Origin of the sequence: Geomicrobium sp. JCM 19037 (assembly GCF_000698105.1) — a bacterium.
GTDB lineage: Bacteria > Bacillota > Bacilli > Bacillales > Marinococcaceae > Geomicrobium_A.
Genome location: NZ_BAWZ01000002.1, coordinates 144,982 through 168,332, shown reverse-complemented (window position 1 = coordinate 168,332; position 23,351 = coordinate 144,982). Strand labels below are relative to the sequence as shown.

The 23,351-nt window shown below is 45.2% G+C and carries 23 protein-coding genes and 1 pseudogene; 15 read left to right on the top strand and 9 right to left on the bottom strand.

Going from position 1 to position 23,351, the window contains the following annotated elements:
- Positions 1–13 precede the first annotated feature (13 nt).
- From JCM19037_RS28080 to JCM19037_RS02000, 8 genes are all read left to right on the top strand, one after another.
- Positions 14–400 (top strand): metallophosphoesterase, encoded by a 387-nt coding sequence (locus tag JCM19037_RS28080; protein ID WP_052363445.1) that lies wholly within the window; start codon positions 14–16, stop codon positions 398–400.
- A gap of 25 nt (positions 401–425) precedes the next feature.
- Positions 426–704 carry a metallophosphoesterase gene (locus JCM19037_RS28075; protein ID WP_052363444.1) on the top strand — a complete coding sequence of 93 codons (279 nt, stop codon included), beginning with the start codon at positions 426–428 and terminating at the stop codon, positions 702–704.
- Between the two features lie 598 nt (positions 705–1,302).
- Positions 1,303–1,857 (top strand): RNA polymerase sigma factor, encoded by a 555-nt coding sequence (locus tag JCM19037_RS02025; RefSeq protein ID WP_042397307.1) that lies wholly within the window; start codon positions 1,303–1,305, stop codon positions 1,855–1,857.
- Positions 1,847–2,320 carry a hypothetical protein gene (locus JCM19037_RS02020; protein ID WP_042397305.1) on the top strand — a complete coding sequence of 158 codons (474 nt, stop codon included), beginning with the start codon at positions 1,847–1,849 and terminating at the stop codon, positions 2,318–2,320. The genes JCM19037_RS02025 and JCM19037_RS02020 overlap by 11 nt, the downstream gene beginning before the upstream one ends.
- Positions 2,321–2,337: 17 nt before the next feature.
- Positions 2,338–2,592: a hypothetical protein gene (locus tag JCM19037_RS02015; RefSeq protein ID WP_042397302.1), complete on the top strand. Its 255-nt coding sequence runs from the start codon at positions 2,338–2,340 to the stop codon at positions 2,590–2,592.
- Entirely contained in the window at positions 2,593–3,459 is an 867-nt protein-coding gene (locus tag JCM19037_RS02010) for an ABC transporter ATP-binding protein (protein WP_042397298.1), read from the top strand.
- Complete coding sequence (locus JCM19037_RS02005) at positions 3,456–4,691, top strand: ABC transporter permease subunit (protein ID WP_042397294.1); 1,236 nt, start codon at positions 3,456–3,458, stop codon at positions 4,689–4,691. Before JCM19037_RS02010 ends, JCM19037_RS02005 begins: the two co-directional genes overlap by 4 nt.
- A 17-nt stretch (positions 4,692–4,708) precedes the next feature.
- Positions 4,709–5,827, top strand: a complete 1,119-nt coding sequence (locus tag JCM19037_RS02000; protein WP_042397290.1) for a hypothetical protein — start codon at positions 4,709–4,711, stop codon at positions 5,825–5,827.
- Between the two features lie 795 nt (positions 5,828–6,622).
- Here the strand turns inward: JCM19037_RS02000 and JCM19037_RS01990 are convergent.
- The 4 genes from JCM19037_RS01990 to JCM19037_RS26455 form a co-directional block, all read right to left on the bottom strand.
- Entirely contained in the window at positions 6,623–7,660 is a 1,038-nt protein-coding gene (locus JCM19037_RS01990) for an MFS transporter (protein WP_238544493.1), read from the bottom strand.
- A gap of 29 nt (positions 7,661–7,689) precedes the next feature.
- On the bottom strand, positions 7,690–7,851 hold the full coding sequence (locus JCM19037_RS26460) for a hypothetical protein (RefSeq protein WP_238544492.1): 162 nt from the start codon (positions 7,849–7,851) through the stop codon (positions 7,690–7,692).
- A 247-nt stretch (positions 7,852–8,098) separates the two neighbouring features.
- Positions 8,099–8,602, bottom strand: coding sequence for a hypothetical protein (locus tag JCM19037_RS01985; RefSeq protein ID WP_052363442.1), 504 nt, complete (start codon positions 8,600–8,602; stop codon positions 8,099–8,101).
- Positions 8,599–8,862, bottom strand: coding sequence for a metallophosphoesterase (locus JCM19037_RS26455; RefSeq protein WP_238544491.1), 264 nt, complete (start codon positions 8,860–8,862; stop codon positions 8,599–8,601). The genes JCM19037_RS01985 and JCM19037_RS26455 overlap by 4 nt, the downstream gene beginning before the upstream one ends.
- 78 nt (positions 8,863–8,940) lie before the next feature.
- On the opposite strand from JCM19037_RS26455, the gene JCM19037_RS01980 reads away from it, so the two are divergent.
- Positions 8,941–10,293, top strand: coding sequence for a catalase (locus JCM19037_RS01980; protein WP_042397398.1), 1,353 nt, complete (start codon positions 8,941–8,943; stop codon positions 10,291–10,293).
- On the top strand, positions 10,262–11,320 hold the full coding sequence (locus JCM19037_RS01975) for an MsnO8 family LLM class oxidoreductase (RefSeq protein WP_307189702.1): 1,059 nt from the start codon (positions 10,262–10,264) through the stop codon (positions 11,318–11,320). The genes JCM19037_RS01980 and JCM19037_RS01975 overlap by 32 nt, the downstream gene beginning before the upstream one ends.
- Here JCM19037_RS01975 and JCM19037_RS01970 read toward each other — a convergent pair.
- Complete coding sequence (locus JCM19037_RS01970; protein ID WP_255357831.1) at positions 11,312–12,010, bottom strand: hypothetical protein; 699 nt, start codon at positions 12,008–12,010, stop codon at positions 11,312–11,314. The two genes, JCM19037_RS01975 and JCM19037_RS01970, sit on opposite strands and share 9 nt — an antisense overlap.
- Positions 12,011–12,255: 245 nt before the next feature.
- Here JCM19037_RS01970 and cls point away from each other — a divergent pair, with 245 nt between their 5' ends.
- Positions 12,256–13,713, top strand: a complete 1,458-nt coding sequence (gene cls / locus JCM19037_RS01965) for a cardiolipin synthase (RefSeq protein WP_042397280.1) — start codon at positions 12,256–12,258, stop codon at positions 13,711–13,713.
- A gap of 795 nt (positions 13,714–14,508) precedes the next feature.
- Here the strand turns inward: cls and JCM19037_RS01955 are convergent.
- Positions 14,509–15,108 (bottom strand): YitT family protein, encoded by a 600-nt coding sequence (locus tag JCM19037_RS01955; protein ID WP_052363440.1) that lies wholly within the window; start codon positions 15,106–15,108, stop codon positions 14,509–14,511.
- 173 nt (positions 15,109–15,281) lie between these two features.
- On the opposite strand from JCM19037_RS01955, the pseudogene JCM19037_RS01950 reads away from it, so the two are divergent.
- Together JCM19037_RS01950 and JCM19037_RS01945 are read left to right on the top strand one after the other, a co-directional pair.
- Positions 15,282–16,654 (top strand): annotated as a pseudogene (locus JCM19037_RS01950) (FAD-binding oxidoreductase).
- Between the two features lie 7 nt (positions 16,655–16,661).
- Positions 16,662–17,639 (top strand): bile acid:sodium symporter family protein, encoded by a 978-nt coding sequence (locus tag JCM19037_RS01945; protein ID WP_042397391.1) that lies wholly within the window; start codon positions 16,662–16,664, stop codon positions 17,637–17,639.
- 540 nt (positions 17,640–18,179) lie between these two features.
- Here the strand turns inward: JCM19037_RS01945 and JCM19037_RS28070 are convergent.
- The 3 genes from JCM19037_RS28070 to JCM19037_RS01935 all read right to left on the bottom strand — a co-directional run bounded on the left by JCM19037_RS28070 (position 18,180) and on the right by JCM19037_RS01935 (position 20,614).
- The gene (locus JCM19037_RS28070) at positions 18,180–18,752 is read right to left on the bottom strand and encodes a S8 family serine peptidase (protein WP_052363439.1); all 573 of its coding nucleotides are present in this window, start codon (positions 18,750–18,752) and stop codon (positions 18,180–18,182) included.
- A gap of 14 nt (positions 18,753–18,766) precedes the next feature.
- The gene (locus JCM19037_RS28065; protein WP_052363438.1) at positions 18,767–19,303 is read right to left on the bottom strand and encodes a S8 family serine peptidase; all 537 of its coding nucleotides are present in this window, start codon (positions 19,301–19,303) and stop codon (positions 18,767–18,769) included.
- A gap of 267 nt (positions 19,304–19,570) precedes the next feature.
- On the bottom strand, positions 19,571–20,614 hold the full coding sequence (locus JCM19037_RS01935; RefSeq protein WP_052363437.1) for a S8 family peptidase: 1,044 nt from the start codon (positions 20,612–20,614) through the stop codon (positions 19,571–19,573).
- Positions 20,615–20,816: 202 nt separating this feature from the next.
- On the opposite strand from JCM19037_RS01935, the gene JCM19037_RS01930 reads away from it, so the two are divergent.
- Together JCM19037_RS01930 and JCM19037_RS01925 are read left to right on the top strand one after the other, a co-directional pair.
- Positions 20,817–21,887 (top strand): GerAB/ArcD/ProY family transporter, encoded by a 1,071-nt coding sequence (locus JCM19037_RS01930; RefSeq protein WP_042397271.1) that lies wholly within the window; start codon positions 20,817–20,819, stop codon positions 21,885–21,887.
- On the top strand, positions 21,884–23,338 hold the full coding sequence (locus tag JCM19037_RS01925; protein ID WP_042397269.1) for a spore germination protein: 1,455 nt from the start codon (positions 21,884–21,886) through the stop codon (positions 23,336–23,338). The genes JCM19037_RS01930 and JCM19037_RS01925 overlap by 4 nt, the downstream gene beginning before the upstream one ends.
- The last annotated feature ends 13 nt before the right edge of the window (positions 23,339–23,351 follow it).

The following is a 23,351-nucleotide window of genomic DNA, read 5'->3' as shown; positions in this document are numbered from 1 at the left end:
GAAGGTGATCAAGATGAAGATTGCTGCAATATACGACATTCATGGTAACGATCGAGCGTTAGAAGCTGTTTTGGTCGACATCGAAAGTGAAAAAGTAGATAAAGTAATTGTTGGCGGTGACTTGGCTTGGGGGCCTCAGCCCAAAAAAGTGATGGATAAACTATTTTCATATAAAGACGAGTTTACTTTTATCATGGGGAATAGTGACAGAGAGATATTTGAATACTACCAGAAGCCGAAAAAAGCAGAAACTATGGTCGATGAGCTAAATCAATGGTGCGTTGAGCAACTATCCTCTGAACAACTTGACTGGTTAGGGTCGTTCACATTTTCACACATAGAAAAAGATCATCTTTTTGTCCACGGCTCCCCTAGAAGTGATACAGAAGCAATAAGCTGATACTCCAGAAAACGAAGTCTATGAGATGATAAAAGATGAAAGACAGCAAGTCATCATTTGCGGTCATACCCACATTCAATTTGAAAGAGACATCTTATCTAAGAAGGTTATTAATGCAGGTAGTGTTGGCTTACAGAGTCGAGCCAAAGGAGCTTGTTGGCTATTCATCGATTCAGACAAATATGAGCTTAGAGTATCCGAATATGATTACGAAAGTACAGCGCAAGAAATATTACTAGGCAATTGCCCATACAAAGAGGATTTTGCCGACCATATTAAAAACCCTCCAAATGAAGGTCCTTAATAATAAGTATCCTATTACAATGCACAGCCCCCCTAGCAACCACTTATCATGACCAATACGTAAAGGTTACAATTCCAAGTCTTGACTAAATTAGTTGTCTGCTACCTCTATTCGCTGGCACAACTCGGGCGGATATCTGTAGCCCAAACACTCTCCTGTCTACCGTTATGTGCAAACTATTGGAATCTTTATATGAGCGAAATACTTCAATCGTCACATATTTGCGTTTTTGAGTCATTTCACTTCGTAAAACGGTCCATTATTCACCTGGATTGTCACACAAGATCCGCCAACTGTCACACATAGCAATTTATGAGGCATTTGGCGTCATTAAATGACCGGTTTGTAAGGTGAATGGTCACATAAAAAGGGATAGGACGCCCCTTTTTTATGCCCAGCTTCAGAAAACATCGTCAACTCGAAACTCCAACCTAATCGCTGTGGGAACTTGTTGTAACAAGTTGTAGGTTTTCACCATTTCATAGACCGATCCCGCCCCCTTACCCCCAACCTATTAAATTTTTTTAAAATAACGCAAACAATTTGTCGCTAGATTACGAATATAAGATTAGGAGAAGTAAAAGGTAGGGTGAGAAGTTTGTCGCGTGAAAGAAAGCTCATTAAGAGAATACGAAAAAAAGGGCATCATGACGCGGCGAATGAGCTCGTCTCGATGTATTATACGGATCTACTCGGGTATGTGAAATCGAAGGTTTCCGATGAGGAGCTTGCTCGAGACCTTACGCAAGAGATTTTTATCCATATGCTAGAATCGATCCGCTCATTTGATGAAAAAAAGGCAAGCTTTCGCACGTGGCTTTATACAATTGCTTCCCATCGGGTGATTGATTATTTTCGCTCGAAAGCGTATCAACAGGCGAAGAAAACACGAGCGATTGACGTTGACGATCGCCAAAGTGAGGATTTCACAGCGCAGTTGTTTCGTTCATTTGAGGTGAATCGGGTTCTTGAACTTTTGCAAACATTCCAAGAGTCTGAGCAGCAGATTGTACGAGGCAAATTGCTACAAGGTGAACGTTTTGTCGACTTGGCAAAAAAAATGAACATGCCAGAATCAACGATTAAAACGAAGTATTATACAACCGTTAAGCGAATTCGGAACGCTTGGGAGGTAGATGGTCATGACGAGTGAGCACAGAAATGAAGAGGAGATTCAAACCATTGTCAGAAAAGGCATGAGTGACAATGACCGCTTTTACCGGCGATTGTTCAAGCTGTATCAAATGATTGGGTTTCGCCATCTTTTCTATGATCGACGCGAAGCGCTGTTTCTCGTCTTATCTCTCCTATTGTTCATGCCGCTCGTCGCTGTATTGTTTGCTTTTCTGAAAGAAGCGAGCGCAGCGCATACCCTCCCTACCCTTAGTTTGCTGTTTATGGGAACGCCTTTTTATTTTTATGCCCACATGCTTCTGTTCGTCGCTTTAAAAATGGAGCAACCAGGCGTTGAAGTTGAACAAGCGACGCGTTTCAGTCTCGTGCAACTCATTGCTTTGCGTACACTCGTCATTGCGGTTTTCTCTCTCATCGGCATTATCTTGTTCGTTGTGTTCGCTAATGAACTTGGTGTACACATCCCCGTACTACAAGGTTAGCCATCGCCTCCAGTGGCTTGTTTCTATTTGCCTCGATCTATTTGACGTTAATGACGACGAATCAGAAAAAATGGCTTTGGCATTGGGGGTTTCCAATTTTATGGATCGCCATGACTGTTGGCTTGTACTTGTTGCCAGGCGTGCCGCTCGAAGGCATTATCCAATTGGTTCCTACGGGTGTATATACCGTTCTTGCCATCGCTAGCTTTTATTATTTTTATTCACAAATTCAGGAGCTTTTTGACGATACAAAACAAAAGGGTGAGGTCTAGTTGTTAACGATTGAGAATGTGACGAAGAAGTACGGTTCATTTACTGCACTAAAGGAGCTTTCGCTGGAATTTGATACGGGTGTTTATGGGCTGCTTGCACCAAACGGTGCCGGCAAAACGACGCTCATAAAAATGATGGCCACATTACTGTTCCCAACGAGTGGCAGCATTCGTTTTGACGGTAAAGACATTTATCGGATGGGCGCAACGTATCGCGATGTGATCGGTTATTTGCCCCAGCAGTTTGGCTACTACAAAAACGATACACCGACGCGTTACTTGCACTATATTGCCGCCTTAAAAGGGCTGGACCGTAAAAAAACGAAGCTCAAAGTTGAGGAACTATTAGAGACGGTTGCACTCACGGAAGTAGCTCATAAAAAAATGAAGAAATTTTCCGGGGGCATGATTCAACGGGTTGGCATTGCCCAAGCGCTATTGAATGACCCACAATTGCTCATTCTTGATGAACCGACCGCCGGCCTTGATCCGAAAGAGCGTGCTCGGTTTCGCAACTTATTGTCCCGACTCGCCAAAGAGCGCGCTATTATTTTAAGTACGCACATCGTCGCTGACGTGGAATCCATTGCTAATGAAATTGTAATGATTAAAGACCAGGAACTCCTTTATAAAGAGTCCATCCATACGCTTTGCGGTCGCATCCAAGGACAAGTATACAAAACGTTGGTCGCCCATGAAGAGATGGACCGGTTTCGAGAGACGTATGCAGTCCTAGGTGAACGACAGGAACAAGAGCATGTGCTCACCCGTTTTCACACAACTTCTCGTGCCGAACCGGGCTGGGAAATGGTAACCCCACGTCTTGAGGATGTGTTCTTAACGGTGTATCAGGATGAACGGCAATGAGTGTATTCGGTTATGAGCTGGGGAAATTGTTGCGCTCACCCATTCTTCTATCGCTTACCGGTCTGCTTATCTCACTCAATGTTCTCATCATTTCTTCCGCCTGGTACGACACGTCTGCCGCCGAAAGAAACGCCACAACATCGCTAGTGCAGACCCACGGCAATGCCCTCGATGAGAATTGGATGTTTGACGTTGCCGCTGACAATGAAGAGCGGTTAGCGGCTTTTAATGAAACGCACAACACATCAATTGCTTCGGCGAACGATCAGTTGGCTCAAGGCATCGACATCACCGAGCCGTACGCTTTGGAACTCATTGAGCTTGCCGTTCGCGATGCCTATGTCGAAGAAGCACCACTCATCGATGAAGAGTATGAACAAATAACGATGACCGGGCTCGCTGAAGAAGCGATTGATCAATACGCACTTGAAGGAAACCAAGCCGAGTGGATGCACAATCAGTACGCTGCCTACAGTGAGCGTTACGAAACACTCCTCCAGGAAGAAGAACACAAAACAATCTTTTACCTTGGACAGCAAACGCATGCCAGCCTTTATGAACACGTCTTTCGTTACTCGTTAATCGGGCTTTCAATCATCCTCACGTTGCTCACCGCGCATAGTGTGAATTATGAGCACGCGTACGGTACTGCACAGCATGTATACAGCACTGCGCGGGGTCGCCGTTTGCTGTTCACGAAATGGTTAGCGGTGAACGCCAGCAGTTTTCTCATTATTACAACGGTGTTGGCCATTTCTTTAACGGTCTTCTTTCTCACCTATTCCTTCTCTGGAATGTGGAATACGTATGTGAGCTCGTATTTCAATATCGATGGACCTCTTCCGTATTTGACGTGGTGGCCGCTCACGATGTTGACGTTTCTGATCGGGGCATTAATCGTCACGTACACGGTGCTCTTTATCATCGTGCAAATGGTCTTTTTTACGAGTGTGTTCATTCGTAACAGTTATGCCGTCTTTTTTGTTGTCTTGGTCGTCGCTGGTGGCTTCTTGTTACTCCCGTTGCTCGCCCCAGCCGGTTCCAATTTCCTGTTTTACGGGATGTATACGCCTGTGACGCTAATCATGAATCCGCACATGTGGTTCACTGCGACTGCACCACACACTGCAGCAAAAACGTATGAGGTCGTTACACTGCTCGTTTGGGGTGCGATTGCCTCGATTATGGTCACTGTCGCGTTTCGATGCTTCTCTAAACAATCGATTCATTAACAGAAAGGAAGAACACGATGCGTTTATTCATAAAAGAAGTTCGACGCCTGCTGCAATGGCGGATGTGGCTTCTCTTTCTCCCAATCGCTGCCATACTTTATGTCATGAATATTGAATTCCATTTTCAACACTTCCCTAACGGTAGCGATGCGTATTATTACGAAACGGCTGAGAATCTCGTTCACGAATACGGGCTCGAGGTGACCGATGAGAACATGGCTGAATTTGCCGTACATCACGAACAGCAACTCGCAGCGGCAGACGCGGTCATCTCAAATCATCCCGAGGCAAACGACCTGAACGTCAGCACATACGACCGGGTGTTTGCGAATGACATCGACGAACGAGAGATGTCAGAGCTCCGGAACACGCTCATGGACAGTGCGGATGGGCTGTTTTGGTTCATCCAGATGGAACGGAGTATCCTGGATCAATACCATTCCGACACCGAACATCCTTCCTACACAGCAGCGGCTAATGAACGAATTGCTGAAGGTAATGCACGAGGTGAACACCAGGCAATCTTACCGGCACAAGTGATGGATAATTTTCATTCGTTGCTCTTTAACGGGTGCATGCTCGTGTTGGTTGCGATTGTCGTGTTCATTAGCCCTGCTTTTTACCGAGACCATCATGTACGGCCGCTTCAGTACGTCACAAAAAAAGGAAGACGCGTATTCAGCTTGAAACTGTGGGCGGCTCTATTTGTCGGCCTACTGCTCACGACACTCATTCTCGGAAGTTTATTTGCCGGGTATGTGGTGCTAAACGACACGACCTTGTTCTGGGAAGCGAGCATCAACTCGTTCATGTCGCCAACATTTTTCTGGTATGACCTTTCCTTTCAAGCGTACATGCTCGTCTCCGTTGCCATCGTCTATAGCATCGTCGTGCTTATGGTCATCGTTACAAGTATCGTCTCCCGGCTTGCGGGCAGCTACTTGTCATTGCTCGGCCTGCTTGTGCCAAGTACGTTGCTGTTTATTATCTTCGCCTTACAAGACATCACAAGCTTTTTGTTCATCGTAACCGACGCCGCGACACTTCCATTTTTCGTGAGCGGTACTGCTTTACTACTCGCAGCAATTCTATTCGTGTACCGCACACGCCGTGAGGCTCGGATGGAGATTGTATAAAAGCTTGCTGTCGCCCGTGGATGTTAGATGTACGGATGGTTAGGGATTGGGAGTTTCTAGGAGTCCAGGGATCTAGATCGCAGCCTTAACGATCTAGATCGAATGAACTTAACATTTTCCTCTTTGCGCAGTTTGTTCCAACTTGCGTGCAGATTCTAGGCTAAATGCCAACGACACGTCGGCCCCGGCGGGACCGAAACGAAACCGAACTCGGTTCGGCGCGACTCGCGCCGACGTCTTGCTAGGTTTTTGGCTAGGAAATACAAAGGATGGTTCTCTAAATCCGTTACCGCAGGGGATGGCGGCACATGCAGGCAAGACGAACTACCGTTCTGCGCGCAAGTTTGCGCTTTTGAACGATTTTAGCGCCGATTTCGTTAAACTTGCGCGCAGTTTGTTCCAACTTGCGCGCAGATTCAATGCCCATAAGCGAGCAACCTGTTGGCCCCAGCGGGGCCGAAGCCAAATCGAACTCGGTTCGGCGCGACTCGCGCCGACAGCTTGTTGGTTCTTTGGGGCGAGGATCATAGGTGATCCAGTAATTTGTTCGCTAGTTCATAAGATTAGACCGCTTTTTCTGCGATTTCGCCAAACTTGAGAACCGTTCAGTCGCAACTCGAGCACAATTTCCACTTTACCAAGCTTGCCATTGATTCTTGATGAAATTCTTAAGTTCAACTTATATAGATCGTTTTTCATTCGTTTCGGCACCGTAGGTGGCGATGGTCGCCTGGGTTTTGGGGGTTTTTAGGAGATACGCGATCTAGATCGCTTTAATGAATCATTGAAAACCCTTTACCGCTCATATTTCATTTTCATCAAGTAAACCCCTAATGCTCCGACTAGAATGAGGGTCGCTCCCCCTATATAGAACATTGTGCTTGGCGAGATGAATTCCAACCAAATACCGATGAGAAGTGTTCCTAAAGATGAGCCAACAGCGCCCATCGTATTCCAGTAACTAAACACTTTAGATATGTGATTTTCTTGGATGCTTCTCTGTATTGAAGACAATATTGGGATATCAGTGACTGGCGATGTGACTCCCCCGATGAAGAGGACAACAGCGATATAAAGAGGATCTCCAGCTAAAGCCACACTAACCATCGCAACGCCGAATAATATTTCCCCTATAAATGCGACCGACATCGGCCGCTCCACCTTTAATTTCCCCATGACTAGACTGCCGACCATTTCACCAACACCATTAACAGCCATAAAAACACCAAACATACCTGGCCCCCCACCTAAGGTGACAGTTACATATAGTGGAAGCGCTACTTGCAAAAGCCCTCTCCAAAAAAACGTATAAATGCCAAATGTCATCACAGTAAAATGAAGTGCCTTCTCTGTTCGTAAAGCGATGTAGCCTTCTTTTAAGCTAGAGAATAATTTCACATCTTTCTTTACACCGGATGAATAATCTTCATTTTTGTTCGCTTTAATGAACATAATTAAAAACCCTGCGATTGCAAAAGATAACGCATTGATGACGAGAACGAAAGGCAAGTTGATCAGTGCATTGATGGGTCCAACTAATCCAGCACCAATAAAAAATGATGGCCATAAAGTCGTTTGCAAAAGACCATTCGCTAGATTAATATTCTTTTTCCCAACCATTTTCGGTATGTACGCCTTACTTGCCGGAACAAAAAAAGGAGAACAACTCGTTAAAGCAAAGGAAATTAACGCAATCATTGCAATCGATAGCGCATCAGCAATGTAGAGAGCTGGTATAAGCAACACAAGAAAAAAACGAACAAAGTCTGTAATAACCATCGTTTTCTTCTTATCCCATTTATCTGCATAAACGCCACCGATAGGGCCAAACAAAATTCTAGGAAACGTACTACAAAAAGCGACTACACCGACTTCAAAAGGCGAAGCCCTAGGTAAATCGCCAGAAATGTTACGGCAGTCATATGAATGCCGTCCCCAAGATTCGTCGTAACTTGGGCAATCGTAAAGAGAAGAAAATTTCGCCTTTTTAATAAATTTAAGTAACCGTCCTTCTTTTCATTCATTACTGTTCACCGAAGTCGCCATATTTTGCAGAAATACTTTGCACCTCATCGATCGAGCCCATCTCCTTTCCCATTTAGCACTCTAGCTTGTTGTGATACGTTGTCAGGGTCATTCGCGCAATATTTACTTTTTATTTAAAATTTTCAGCATATAATTCTAATACAACTTCCTCTGCTACATTCGCTATATATCGCTCACATCCTTCAATTTTCGGCTATCAGTGGTGAGGGAAACTCCCCCACCCCTTCACGATATCGGTTCGACTTTCACCCAGTCTGTGCGCCCGTCTGCAGCTACTTTGAGGCCGTTTAGTTGCCCGCCGAAAACGAGACCGCCGTCGATGCCGATTTTGGTTCCGCATTCGGAAAACCACGGATTGAAGCTTTTGTCCCGGTTTAAAATCTTTACCGGGGTATGGCCAAAGACAATCTTCTTTCCTGTTTGATTCGAACCTGTATGAAAGGGTTCACGAATCCACAAGAAATCGTCGTCTGTCCCGTCTCGCCAGTTCTCTTTCGACAAGTCGACGCCAGCGTGTACGAACAAAAATTGGTTCCATTCATAATAGAGGGGGCGTTCACTAAGAAACGTAACTTCCTCAGAGAATTCGGTTAAGAGCACTGAGCGAAATTCCGCAAAACTCAAGTCATTTGCTCCACTACTAGCTGTCATAAAAGATTGCAGCGTCTCTTCTCCTCCATTTCTTAAGTATCTTGCTTCATGCTCACCCCTCGTCCATTCCATCATCATTCTTCGTGATTTCCTTTTAAGGCGATGGCACCTTCTTTGACAAGCTGCATGACGTGGCGGACAACTTGTAAGGAGTCGGGCCCACGGTCGATGTAGTCGCCAAGAAAGATCAGTGTCTCCGTTGCGGGGTCCCAATGTGTTAACAGTTGCAAAAGCTCGTCATAATTTCCATGGATGTCTCCAATGATGAATGCCCGGTCCATCTGATCAGCTCGCTTTTTCTTTTTAGTATAGCAAAAAGGGGAGGGTTCATAAATCAAGCCTCCTGCATCATAAGAATAACCATCGATTGTTATAGGAGTGATGGTGTGAAATATTCTAGATCAGACGGCATTCACGTGCGTGGGCTCAAGCAAAAGCGAGAGGCTCCTGTTTCTTATCCTAGCGACTTGCCTGCGAAGTTTCATTCACAAACGATCGGCAACGACGGACCGGTACTCGAACAAGACAGTGTTCTTCACGAAACGATGGAAACGTTCGTTCATGAAAAAATCATTGATCGTCCCGTACATGTAAAAGGGTTTGGCGCATTTGGATACTTTGAAACGTTTTATTCCCAAGCTGATGATACAACGTTATGCTTTCTGCAAGAGCCTGGCCAACAAGTACCGGTAAGTGTGCGCTTTTCTCTTGCGGTTAGCAATCAAGGAACACCGGACACGTCGCGAAATGTGCGCGGATTTGCGACGAAATTCTATACGGATGAAGGCATCTTTGATCTCATATGCAATCACCTCCCCATCTTCTCGGTTCGCGACCCGATTCGCTTTCCAGAAGCCATCCGCGCGTTTTTGCCATCACCTAAGAATAATTTGATGGACCCGAATCGTTTTTGGGAATTTGTGGCGAGAGCTCCAGAGTCGCTTCATTTTGTCGTACAACTCTACTCCGATCATGGGACGGTGAAGAGTTTGCGTCATATTCCTGGGCATAGTGTGAATACGTACGTTTGGAAAAATCGGGCGGGAAAACGGAAGTATGTAAAGTACCAGTGGCTTCCGTTTGCTGGAGAGCAATACATTGATGCGAAAGAAGCGGCTGAGCTCAGTGCACAAAACCCCGATTATGCAGGAAGAGATTTGTACGATACGATCGCTTCAGGTGAGCCGGTAGAGTACGGGCTTTACGTACAACTAATTGATCCAGACGACGTTCATCAATTATCGTTTGACCCACTAGATGATACGAAAGTGTGGGATGAAAATGTATTCCCACTTATCCCCGTTGGAAAAATGGTGCTGGACACGAATCCAGATTCTTTTAAAGAAGAAGTCGAAAAAATTGCATTTTCTCCTTCAAACCTTATCGATGGGGCTGAACTGTCTGATGATAAAATGTTGCAAGGACGCGCGAATATTTATTCAGATTCACAGCGCAGACGTATCGGCCCTGACTTCCGAAGTGTACGTGTGAATGATCAAGCAAACTGGACACCAGATGAACTCGTGACGAGCGGAAACGGCCGTTATGTTGAAGGAGAGCTTCAACGTTCAGAGATCTCAGATCCGGATAACTTCTCTCAAGCGGGGACGTATTACGATCATCTATCACCAACAGGCAAACAACACTTGGTTGAAAATTTAGCCGCTGATTTGAAAACCATTCACTCGAACACTGCCCGTAGTGTGATTGACCTTTTTGAAAAAGCGTCACCTGAACTTGCCGAGTCGATACGCGCACAGCTTCGCTAATCGTTTTTCTGAGCGACGTTTCATAAACCCTCTCTTTCGGGAACAAGATAGTTGTGAAAGAGGGGGTCATAACGATGCACTTAGGAATTCTAGATCAAATTCCCTCTCCGAAAGGAGGAGCGCCGAAGAGACGGTTGCGAAAACATTAGAACTCGTCGCCCATGCGGAACAGTTAGGGTATGAGCGCTATTGGTTTGCGGAGCACCACGCCACCCGAGGCATGACCTCAAGTTCACCGGAAATTATGATGAGTGCCGCAGCTGCGGGTACCGAGCGAATACACGTCGGAAGTGGCGGCATTCTTCTCCCCCAATACAGTCCATACAAAGTCGCAGCACAACTTCTGCAACTAGAGGCACTGTTTCCAGGCCGAGTCGAAGGTGGGGTTGGCCGCTCACCTGGAGGCGGGGAATCCATTCGCCAACTGCTCGCCGATGGCAAAGACAATCAGTTGGACGAGTATCCCGACAAGCTTCGGTTGTTGCGGAATTTCTTGAGAGGAGAGGAGCGATTTCGGGCTACACCACGAACTCGTGAAGCACCTGCCTTATATTCTTTAGGACTTGGAGAGAACAGCGCAAAGCTCGCGGCTGAGCTAGGTGTCGGCTATGTGTACGGGCATTTTATTCAACCTGGAAGAGGACGAGCGTCCCACACTATTTACCGAACGAACAACACCTCCAACACACCCGCACTCACTGCCTTTTTTGTCATTTGCGGAAAGGACAGAGAACATGCTGAAGAGCTCGCTTTAAGCCAAGACTTGTGGCTGTTAAATGTCGAGCGTGGTTTGGACAGTCGCATCCCTTCTGTCGAAGAAGCAAAAAATACGCCGTTATCCTCAAAATCAAAACAGCGCATCGCCGAAAATCGTCACCGAATGATTATTGGTGGTCCAAAAGAAGTGAAAGAACAGCTAGAGCGACTGACCGAGGAATACGAGAGCGACCATTGGCTACTTTTAACCAATGTCCATTCATTTAAAGAAAAGACCCGTTCTTTTGAACGGATCTCTGCGTTATTTTAGAGGTGAGTACTGGTAACCGTTTCGAAATGCGAAAGGTTGCTTGTTCGTCTGTGTCGATCTTGCTCTTTTCAAAGAACGACTAAGCAACGATTCATAAACAGGCGGGCTACTTTTCGGCTCTTGTATACTAGCAAGCATGTTTTGGCTGCGTTTATACTCATTTTGTTGATCATAAGCGCCAAATGAAATATGTAAAGCTTCATTAAACTGAGTTTTGGCCAGGTTAACTTGTCCAAGCTTCAACAAATTTTCTCCCAATTGTAGAAAGAGAGCCGCTCTCTTCTTTCCACGAATGTTCTTCATATATAACTTTGCCGTTTGATAATGCAGGAGGGAAGCATGATAGTTTCTCTCCTCATAATTCAAGTTGCCTTCCATATAATGATACAAAAAATCAAGCGCTTCACTCGTCTCTTCCATTGCGTCTCTTTGTGGTTTTTCTTTCAAAAGCGTGTTCTGGAGTAGATCGTTTTTTATCATGTCATGTTTAAAGCGAATGATTTCGTAGTATTGTTTCGCTTCGTCAGTCAACTTGCAATGTCGGAGCATATGTTCCACATCACGTTGTTCACCGTCTGCTCGTTCGACATCTTCGTTCTGCACACTTTGACACCATTTTCCTAATTTCCTTATAATTTTCCTATCAAAAGCCACTCGCTCGGCACCTCCCAGTGATAATGAATGGCTCATCATTCAAACACGCCCGATTCATCACGCTATTCATAAACGAATCCAGGGCAGAAACCCTGGATTTTTTGCTTATAAATCATATATCTCCTCTTCAATATAATATATCTCTTACATTTTCTCTATAACAGACGATAAATAAGAGATTATTTATTGTTTTTCGACAACATCCGCTTCCTCCCGTTGGCAAATCGAGCAAGAATTCATTACAATGAAAGGAGGCTCCGGCTTGGAAAGGATTTTGCCAAGTGTTTAATGAATTTTTTTCGCAACTGATTTCGATTGTACTTATTATTAATATTTTATTGGCGTTTTTCGTCGTGTTTGTGGAGCGTCGTGACGTTGGCGCAACATGGGCATGGCTTATGATTTTATTTTTTATTCCTATCGGTGGGTTTATCCTCTATTTACTATTTGGTCGGCATTTAAAACATCGAAATTTTTATAATTTATCAGCGGAAGAGCGCAACTACTTGAGAAATGCCGTAGACGAGCAAGTTGAGCAACTAAAAGACCATCAGGAGTTTTTGTTAGACCGAGACATTCACCATAAGTACGAACAGCTCATGCTCATTAATTTGCAATCTTCTACGTCAATTATTACGTCGGATAACAACGTCGAATTGTTTCACGAAGGGACCGATAAGTTCCGCACCTTGTTTGATGACATTCGAGAAGCAAAAAGAGAAATCAACCTCCAATACTACATTATTCAACGTGATGATCTTGGTCGTAAACTCCGCGACGTGCTCGTTGAAAAGGCAAAAGAAGGCGTCAAAGTGCGGCTACTTTATGATGCCATCGGTTCCCGGACGATGAGTAAATCTTTCTTTAAAGAACTGCTCGAACATGGCGGCGAGGCCGAAGCTTTCTTCCCTTCATTTTTAAAGATTATTAATCCACGGATTAACAACCGAAACCACCGTAAACTTTGCATTATTGACGGTAAAATCGGCTACATCGGTGGATTCAATATCGGCAATGAATATCTGGGCAAAAAAAAGAAATTCGGTTACTGGCGAGATACTCATTTTAAGATCACCGGTTCTGCAGTTGATCATATTCAAGGTCGTTTTATTTTGGATTGGAAACAAGCAACCAAACAAGATGAGATTGACATTACCGACATTGTGTTTGGGGATTATGAACATACCGGAACGAGCGCCGTGCAAATTGTTGATAGCGGACCAAACTCTGAAACCGAGCACATTAAAAATATGTACATCAAACTTATTATGAGCGCTCGAAACACCATTAAGATTCAAACACCTTATTTCATACCCGATACAAGTTTCATGGACGCCCTTAAGATTGCCCTTCTTAGCAATATCGACGTCCACATTATGATCCCGAACAAACCTGATCACCCGTTCGTCTATTGGGCAACACTCGCTCATGCAGGAGAGCTGTTAAAATACGGCGCCAACATCTGGATATATGAAAAAGGATTTATGCATGCGAAAACGATTGTTGTGGATGAAGAAGTCTCCTCTGTCGGTACAACGAACATCGACCCAAGGAGCTTTAAATTAAACTTTGAAGTGAACGCGGTTGTTTATGATACAAAAGTCGCCAAAGAACTGCACGAACTTTTCCTACTTGATATGAAAGACAGCAGCCTGCTCACCGAAGAACGCTATGCAGAGCGCTCCTTATGGATCAAGACGAAAGAATCCGTATCACGGCTATTATCTCCGATCCTTTAAAACAATACCCATCGACCGACAGGCCAATGAAAACTCGCATAACCTTCTAAAAGCCTCTACTAGCCTGACAGCTTCTTTTTTGGATGAGCGTGTAGTGAATGATTGTGCAGCGATTGGAATATCATCGGGTTTCGTGATCTATATCGGATGAACTTAAGATTTTCTTGATTTGCACTGTTGGGTGTTGGGTTGGAGGGGGAGCTCGGTGCTATTTTACGCAGGTTGTTCCAACTCGGGCACAGATTCAATGCCCAAAAACGAGCAACCTGTCGGCCTGAGAGCGGATGAAGCCAAATCGAACTCGGTTCGGCGCGGCTCGCGCCGACGTCTTGCTAGGTTTTTGGCTTGGAAATGCAAGGGATGGTTCTCTGAACCCATTGCCGCAGGAGAAAGCGGCACATACAGGCAAGACGAACGGCCGTTCTGCGCGCAGTTTGTCCCAACTGGCGCGCAGATTCCAGGCTGAAGTGCCAACGACACGTCGGCCTCGTGGGGGCCGAAACGAAACCGCACTCGGTTCGGCGCGGCTCGCGCCGACAGGATGCGGGTGCTTCAGGGAAAAAATGTACATTTGACGCGGTAATCTGTTTCCGCTTTCACTCACTTTGCTACCTAGTTTATGAGGGTACACCGCTTTTCCTGCGATTTTCTCCTACTTGACATCCCAACTCGACCAAGGATTCTTGAAAGATATATTTCGTTCACCTTATGTAGATTAAGTTCGGACAGATTTGCTTTCACTAAAAAGTTCGTTAGCCCCGCCGAACATCGGCGGGGGTTTTTATGACCCCCAAGCTACGCTCTAACCGCTTGTCGAGTACTCGTGTGAATGGCTTTTTTCGATAGACTAATCACGAGAGAGCATACAAATATGTTCACGATCGTTAAAAATCCGTTTTGAACGCCTAAGAGGAGAAATGATATGCTCGCGACCATCAGATCAAAGCCAAAAATGACTTTGCCTGGATCAATGGCATTCTTTTGCTGTAAGTATACGGCAAGTATCGTCGCCCCACCCATCGATGATTGGCTTAGGAAAATGACAACTGCCCCAGCACCGACGAGAAATCCTCCGAGTAAGGATCCGCTATACACTGATATGTCTTGAATAGGGATGGTTTGCAACCCTGCACTGATCCCCGTAACGAGCGTGACAGAGAGCAGCGAATGAAGCGTGTAAGAGACTCCTAATTTCCAAAGAGCTAAGATGAAAAACGGTAAATTAATTATGAAAAACATGACTGGAAAAGGTAGATCAATGAGCTCGATTAGCGTCAATGACAAGCCTGCAGCTCCAGATGTTGCCAGGTCTGCTAGGTTCGTAAGCTGGATCCCTACGGCAAGAACGAAGCACCCGATCAGGTTTAGTCCGAATCTTTTCATAGATGTTCCCACGGTACTCCCCCCTCCATAACATCTTATCAAAAGAACGGAAAAGAGGGATGGTCGTTGTTGAATTACCTATCAAAAAGACAATGTTATAAAATCTTTCAAAAATTCATACCGTCATGAATATATTTCGTGTATAATGCTTTATAAACCTATACTTGTACAGGAGGGAAGGACAAATGTCCACTCTAGTCGGAGATTTTCAAGCGTTCTTAGATTCGTCGCAAGTAACGACAAATGAAACAGTGCTTGAGTTACATAGCAAAGATGAATCCTATCATACACCGGTCAACCCAGAAATTGTCGTGTTTCCCCGCAATGCTGACGAGATTTCAAAGATTATGCAAGTCGCCAAAAAACATGATCGACCTGTCTACCCATTTGGTTTAGGTTCAAGTCTAGAAGGTTTGGTCATTCCAACTAGCGACGGCATTTGCATTGATTTTTCAGAAATGAATGCCATCTTAGATGTGAGAGAAGACGATATGCTCGTCACCGTACAACCTGGTGTCACACGAACACAACTGAATAAGGAACTGAAAAAGTACGGTTTATTTTTTTCGGTAGACCCTGGGGCTGATGCAACGATTGGCGGTATGGCTGCAACGAACGCGAGCGGCACAAGTTCGGTCCGGTACGGCATTATGCGTGACAAAGTTCGTGATCTAGAGGTCGTTCTCGCCGATGGCTCCATCATTCATACTGGAAATCGAGCAGCGAAATCCTCCTCTGGGTACCATTTGAATGGCCTATTTGTCGGTTCTGAAGGAACTCTCGGCTGCTTTTCTGAAATTACACTCGAAGTGAATGGCATTCCTGAACAAATCGTCGCGGGAAGAGCGGAATTCTCAACGATTGATGACGCTGTTAACGCCGTCGTCTCCATTCTTCACGCTGGCATCCCAATTGCTAGATGTGAACTCGTTGATGAGCCTTCTATTGAAAAAGTAAATCAGTTCAGTGATACAAACTATGCGCTCACACCGACTCTTTTTCTTGAACTTCATGGAAATGAAGCGGGACTCGAACAGGACCTCACATTCACGAAAGAGATTGTACGGGATTTCGGGTGTGAAGAAATTGAATTCGAGCTAGACACCGCCGCCCGCAACAAGCTCTGGGAAGCACGACATACGCTTGCTTATGCGTTCACACATAGCACACCGGGCAAGAAAATGATGGTCACAGATGTATGCGTCCCAATCTCAAGCCTCGCGAGTGCGATTAAACACGCACGGCAGCTTGTGGACGACTCCGGGTTCGAAGGCGGCATTGCCGGTCATGTTGGCGATGGCAATTATCATATCCTTCTCATGATTAATCCCGAAGATCCTGAAGATATTAGAAAAGCACAAGCATTAAACGAAGAAATCGTGGAGTTTGCATTAGAAGCCGGCGGGACGTGCACAGGGAGCATGGCGTAGGGATCGGCAAACAGAAATATCAAAAGAAAGAGCACGGAGAAGCGTTCTTCGTTATGGAAAAGATCAAACAAGCACTTGATCCAGATAGCCGGTTGAACCCGATGAAGCTGATTCAAGTAAAGGAGTAAATAGATGATGAGGGTACTTAGTGGGGTCAGTTCATTCGCAGGAAGATTTTTTGCACTTTTCGTTATTGCTGCAGCAATCATTGCATTTCTTATTCCCGAACCTTTCATGCCGATCAATACTTATGTTCCAATTTTATTAGGAATCGTCATGTTTGGCATGGGGATGACGATGAAGCCAGTGGACTTTAAGCGAGTAGCCAAACAGCCGATACCTGTCGCGCTCGGACTCGTTTTCCAATATACAATTATGCCGTTAACGGCACTTGCGATTGCCTACCTACTGAACTTACCTCCAGAGCTAGCCATCGGTCTCGTACTGCTCGGCTCAGTACCAGGGGGAACATCCTCAAATGTAATGGTCTACCTTGCAAAAGGGGATTTACCTTTATCAATCTCCATGACATCGCTGTCCACCCTCGTTGCGCCCATCGCAACGCCAGCTATCCTTTATCTTTTAGCGAGTCAATGGATGCCTGTCGAATTCTGGGCGATGTTTACGATGATTGTCCAAGTAATTATTATTCCGGTAGCACTCGGTCTCCTCCTTCGCCGCTTCTTGCCGGTGATTGTTGAGAAAACGGTGACGGTAATGCCGCTCGTCAGTGTACTAGCCATCCTTGCCATCATTACTGGTGCTGTAAGCTCGAATGCAGAAACACTCGCAACTGCAGGATTTATTTCTTTTGTCGCAGTGATGTTGCATAACGGCGCGGGCTTGGCTTTAGGTTATACCGCTGCTTATCTCGTCCGATTGACACCAAGTCAACGAAGAGCGGTTTCCATCGAGATCGGCATGCAAAATACAGGACTCGGTGTGACACTAGCGACCGCGCACTTGTCTCCACTTTCAGTCATTCCAAGTGTTATTGGTACCGCTTGGCATAACATCACGGGTCCGATTATGGCAACATACTGGGCAAAGCGTCCGCTAAAAGAAGGAGACGCACCACCGCAACAGGGCGCAGACATTAACGTGAGTAAATAGCTGCTCGGCAAGCAAGTTAAGAACCTTGTTGAGCCCCTTGCAATAACAGACGGCTCAGGCTAGTTCCCCTGAGCGTCTGTTTTATTGAGAAGTAGCCTGAGAATATGTTTACGCGCCGCCGAAAGGGGCACTGCTTTGTTACTCCAATTCTATTTTTTGAAAGAGCGATGCCGATAACGCTCGGTTTCGGTACTTCAATTCTAGTTTCTGGATGACTAATGCCGATACCCTCACTTATTCGGTATTTAAAACCCAGTTTATGGAAGTGCAGTGCCGATATCCTCACTTTTCCGGTACTTCAATCCTAGTTTCTGGATGACTAATGCCGATACCCTCACTTATTCGGTATTTAAAACCCAGTTTATGGAAGTGTAGTGCCGATATCCTCACTTTTCCGGTACTTCAATCCCAGTTCCCGGAAAACGAATGCCGATACCCGATCACCGAAAGTACTTCACTCTTTTATTCAGGGATGCTCCGACCGAACGCAATACAGCGCCCATTCGCTAGTCGCGAATGGGCGCTGCTCGCACGGCGTGTCTATTCGCCGAGTGCAGCTTCTGGATCAATAATGCCGGCACCGTACTCAAACGGATCACCTATTGAGTTGGCTGTATCAACAATGGTAGATTTTATTTCCTCAGGGGACGCTGTTGGATTTTGGGCAACTAATAACGCTGCAAGACCGGCAACGTGCGGCGCAGCCATTGACGTTCCGTCTAAGGAATCATACGAGTTTGTTGGATACGTACTATATATATTCGCTCCTGGAGCCATGACATCCAGCTCATTTCCTACGCTTGAGAAGCTTGCTCTTTGATCATTTGCGTCGGTTGCACCGACTGCGAGTACAGAGTCGAAAGCTGCTGGAAAACCGACGGTGCTTCCTCCGCCCCAGCCTGTTCCTTCATTTCCCGCCGCTGCAACGACAACGACGCCAGAACGTTCGGCATGGTCTACGGCCAATTCCATCGCTTCAGATCCTTGCGGTGAACCTAAACTCATATTGATGACGTCCATGTCATTATCAACAGACCAGTCGATGCCATCGATAATTCCACTCAAACTACCACTTCCGTTCGCTGCTAGTACTTTCACAGCATGCAAGTTCACATCTGGAGATACGCCTAGTACGCTTCATCGTTATCAAGTGCTGCAATCGTACCTGCCACGTGAGTACCGTGTCCATTCGTATCCACGAGTGGGTCCTCATTGACGAAGCTCTCTCCTCCGACAACTTCCAAATCAGGATGGGCTTCATGAATCCCCGTGTCTAACACGGCGACGTCAACCCCTGCACCAGTATGACCATTCGCATGTACTGCTGGTGCTGAAATTCGTTCAATGCCCCAAGGAACTTCTTGTTGATAGTGAGTGACCGTATGGTCCCTCTCCACAAAGGCAATGTTCTCTTCGTCTAGCAATGCTTCATATTCTTCTTCGGTTAGTTCGGCATGAAGCACATGAATGTGTTCAAATTCTTGAAGGATCTCAATGTCATAATTGTCTTCTAGATTATTTGCATCCATCGTTGAAAACTCTTCTAACCCGATTAGAAATTCCCCTGCTTGTTCACTGTTCGCTTGTACCCCACCAGCGGCGCCAACAGCGAGAGCAACTGTCATAAAAGATGCTGTACCTATTCGACTTTTACTGTAACCCATTAGAATCCCTCCTATTGATTTGAACGTGCCTCTCGAGTATATGTACAAATTAGAAATTTTTCAATATTACATATATAGTCATTTTGTAGTGGGATACCACTAGATTTTGCATATTTAGTGGCTTGTCCATCCATTTCACCAAGACTTATAGATGAAAAACGGGCACCAAAATAAAAACGGGAGCATCGGCTCCCGTTCGTAATGATCTTTATTGCTGAAACGAAGATGACGGATTAATCATACCGTTTCCAAATTCAAACGAATCTCCTAAAGGATTGGCCGTATCTTTAATAATTGCGCGTATCTCTTCAGGCTTCTTTCTGGGTTTTGTTGGAGCAAAAGCGCAGCAAATCCAGCAACTTGGGGTGACGCCATCGACGTTCCGCTCAACGTTTGGTAACCGCCATTCAAGTCGGTGCTATAAATCCCATCACCAGGCGCCATGACATCAAGTTCATAACCTACGCTAGAAAAATGGGCTCGTGCATCTTGTTGGTCAGTTGCGCCTACCGCAAGGACGCTATCATAAGCGGCCGGATAGCCAACCGTACTCTCGTTTCCATACGATGCTCCCGCATTTCCAGCAGCCGCTACCACAACCACACCTGCAGTTTCAGCGCTCGTGATCGCTTGTTCCAATACAAGGGATCCCATGGATGAACCGAGGCTTAAATTAATCACATCCATGCCTTGTTCTACAGACCAATCGATGCCTTGCACGATGCTATGCATGCTTCCTCCACCATTTGATGTGAGTACTTTGACGCCGTAAAGGTTAACGTCTGGTGCAATACCAACAACCCCATAATCGTTATCTAATGCAGCAATTGTACCGGCGACATGCGTGCCGTGTCCGTTATAATCGGTATGCGAATCTTCATGCACAAAGCTCGCACCATCAATGACATTTAAGTCGGGATGATTCACCTCTACACCTGTGTCTAACACTGCAACATCCACCCCTGCACCTGTAAAACCGGTCTGATGAATGGTCGGTGCCCCAACGTGCTCAATGCTCCACGGTACCGTTTGTTGTTCCACCGTCACTTCTTGGTCTGCTTCAACATACTCGATTGCAGACTCAGTTGTTAACGTTTGTACTTCTTCTTCACTAAGCGTTGCATACAGCACATTCATAGATTCATACTCATGAGAAATCTCGATGTTGAATGTCTCTTCAACCCATTCCTCTGAATGCTCCGTCCCGATAAAATAGTCGGCACGCTGTTCACTTGCTTTTGTATCATTTATGCATACGAGTGATCCAGCAATCGTAACACCAATCATTACCCCAGTATGTAAAATTTTCATGTTAACCTTCTCCTCCTTGTGTAGCCCATTACACAAAGATTGTAAAACGCTAACCCTCCAATATCTATATATAATATTTAGCAATCTTGTAGACTTTTTCTAATTATCCATTCACTTTGGCAATGTCATGCTTTTTGTACATAAATCTGGGATCAATGGTAAAGATAAATCCACCGAAGAATGCAAAGGTGGCTTCATTTTTATGGAAAGCAAATTTTTACAGCCGATCCATTTGTACATACTTATGATCATTTCGACAGGATTTATGGTCCACGTCCTCATCATCCCTAGCCTTTTATCGGTTGCAGGTCGTGATGCTTGGCTCAGTGTAATTGCCAGCTCAGCCTTGATTGCCATTACAGTTATTCTTGTGTCATCAATGAACAAAACATTAGATGGACGCAGTTTATTTACATTTTTAAACGACCACTACCCCCGTTTTCTCGTACAAATGCTGGCGCTCATTTTTGCATTCGTATTTATTGTTGAGGCATTTATTTCCCTGAAATTCTCCATCGGATGGACGTCGTCTAACTATGCATACGAAACACCGAACCTCATCATTTTAATTGGCTACATTCTCGTTTTCATTTATGCGGCAAGCAGGGGTTGGTTTGTGCTCGGTATCATTGCCCTTTTGCTTTTTCCAATCGTTTCGTCATTTGGGCTTCTCGTTGGTATCGGTAACATCCCAAATAAAGAATACTCCTTGATGTTCCCCGTGCTCCAAGAAGCTTTGGGCCGATGTTGCAAGTTAGTGTACACACAAGCGGGGTTTCTCGAGATCTTCTACATTTTATTTATTGTGCAATTCACGAAAAAACGGATCTCCACAAAAGGTCTCTTCATCTCTGGAGCCATTCTTCTCATCTTATTGCTCGGACCACTCACAGGAGCCATTTCAGAATTTGGTTATGTTGAAGCGACGAATTTAAGCAATCCAGCTTATGAACAATGGCGTCTACTCACGCTTGGTCGCTACATTACCCGACTTGATTTCTTATCCATGTTTCAGTGGAATAGCGGGGCGCTCGTTCGTGTCGTCTTATTTACGATCGTAGCGAGTATGCTGCTCCCGCTTCGTAATCGCCGCATCTCGCTTTTACTCATTTACGCAATTCTATTTTTGGCGAATCTCCTCCCCATTCCGATCCATCAATTTCGAGTCTGGTTAACGGACTATTACTTTCCGTCTATTTTTTTGTTCCTATCTGCTTCATTGCTCGTATTCTTTATTCTAATTAAAAGTAAAAAGGAGGGAACGAAAGCATGAGCCGCCGCTCTTCTACGAAAGATTTGAAAGAGAATTTGCTCGAACATTTCCAAGATGTCGAAGATGTTCAGATTGTTGAACAGCGTTTTTTATCTGGTCGACAGCATTACAATTGCACATTCGTCTATTGCAAAGGATTGATCAACCATGACTTTATGGTGGATACCGTTCTTCCAAACTTGCAAAAAATGGTAGAGGACGAGACACGAATTGACGAGATGACTCTTAAAAGCATGTTTGACGTCACTGTTATGGAGCCGACAACATCACTTCTGGATGACATTGAAAAACAAATCTTTACAGGCAGTTTGATTCTTATTGACCATGCTTACAAACGTGTCTATTCCATTTCAATCGCAAAATCTCCACAACGAAATGTTGAAGATTCCAATATGGAAGTCTCGATTCGCGGACCACGGGATGGGTTTATTGAAGACGTTACGACGAATGTTGCTCTTATTCGCAAACGGCTAAAAACAAGCTCCTTAAAGGTAAAATCTTATACGGTCGGGACGCGCAGTCAAACAGAAATCAAACTCGTTTATTTAGGCGATGTCTTAAATCCTAAGATTCTCAAACAAGTCGAACATCGACTGGAGAACATTGATACGAGCGTTGTGACGAGCAGCTATCATATTGAAGAACAATTGTATGATCAGACGCACTCGCTCATCCCACTCGTTGAATATAGCGGTCGACCTGATTTTGTAGTAGAAGCCATCAATGAAGGACGATTTGCCATTGTCGTGGACGGTAATCCGAGTGTCCTTCTCGCTCCAACAAACTTCTCTCTGCTCATGCGCGCAGCCGAAGATAATCAATCAAGTTACATGTATGTAAATACGGAACGGTTAATTAGAATGGGTGCGCTTTTAACGAGTATTTTGTTGCCAGGCTTTTGGTTAGCGATTACCTCTTTTCAAATTGAACAGATTCCATTTCCACTTGTGGCGACCATTGCGGAGTCACGTTTAGGGTTGCCGATGTCTTCGGCGTTAGAAATGTTTCTCATTTTATTGTTTTTCGAGTTGTTCAAGGAGGCTGGCATCCGACTGCCGAGTGCGGTTGGACAAACCATCGCCGTACTTGGTGGCCTTATCGTCGGGGACGCCGCCATTCGAGCCGGGCTCACGTCTCCAGCGACGCTCGTCATCGGAGCCGTCTCCATTATCTCGAGTTATACATTGACAGACCAAAGCCTTGCCGGCAACTTGCTCATCATTCGCTTTTTTGTATTAGCGATGTCGGCTTATTTAGGGCTATTCGGCTTCTTCTGCAGCTTGTTCATCCTTCTTACCTACTTCGCATCTGTCACAAGCTTTGGTCATCATTTTATTACACCAATTGATCGGGGCAAAATCGAGGATACGATGAAAGGGTTGTTTCGCTTTTCCGTTCGTAAAGACAAGAAGCGCACCCTTGCATACCGACCGACCGATTCCGATAAATAAAAGGGGCGGTGAT

Excerpts from the sequence above, each read along its gene's own strand:
- JCM19037_RS28080 (WP_052363445.1), top strand. The coding sequence starts at position 14 with ATGAAGATTGCTGCAATATACGACATTCATGGTAACGATCGAGCGTTA.
- JCM19037_RS28075 (WP_052363444.1), top strand. The coding sequence starts at position 426 with ATGATAAAAGATGAAAGACAGCAAGTCATCATTTGCGGTCATACCCAC.
- JCM19037_RS02020 (WP_042397305.1), top strand. The coding sequence starts at position 1,847 with ATGACGAGTGAGCACAGAAATGAAGAGGAGATTCAAACCATTGTCAGA.
- JCM19037_RS02005 (WP_042397294.1), top strand. The coding sequence starts at position 3,456 with ATGAGTGTATTCGGTTATGAGCTGGGGAAATTGTTGCGCTCACCCATT.
- JCM19037_RS02000 (WP_042397290.1), top strand. The coding sequence starts at position 4,709 with ATGCGTTTATTCATAAAAGAAGTTCGACGCCTGCTGCAATGGCGGATG.
- JCM19037_RS26460 (WP_238544492.1), bottom strand. The coding sequence starts at position 7,851 with ATGAATGAAAAGAAGGACGGTTACTTAAATTTATTAAAAAGGCGAAAT.
- JCM19037_RS01985 (WP_052363442.1), bottom strand. The coding sequence starts at position 8,602 with ATGATGATGGAATGGACGAGGGGTGAGCATGAAGCAAGATACTTAAGA.
- JCM19037_RS01970 (WP_255357831.1), bottom strand. The coding sequence starts at position 12,010 with ATGAGCCATTCATTATCACTGGGAGGTGCCGAGCGAGTGGCTTTTGAT.
- JCM19037_RS01945 (WP_042397391.1), top strand. The coding sequence starts at position 16,662 with ATGAGGGTACTTAGTGGGGTCAGTTCATTCGCAGGAAGATTTTTTGCA.
- JCM19037_RS28065 (WP_052363438.1), bottom strand. The coding sequence starts at position 19,303 with ATGGGTTACAGTAAAAGTCGAATAGGTACAGCATCTTTTATGACAGTT.
- JCM19037_RS01935 (WP_052363437.1), bottom strand. The coding sequence starts at position 20,614 with ATGAAAATTTTACATACTGGGGTAATGATTGGTGTTACGATTGCTGGA.
- JCM19037_RS01930 (WP_042397271.1), top strand. The coding sequence starts at position 20,817 with ATGGAAAGCAAATTTTTACAGCCGATCCATTTGTACATACTTATGATC.
- JCM19037_RS01925 (WP_042397269.1), top strand. The coding sequence starts at position 21,884 with ATGAGCCGCCGCTCTTCTACGAAAGATTTGAAAGAGAATTTGCTCGAA.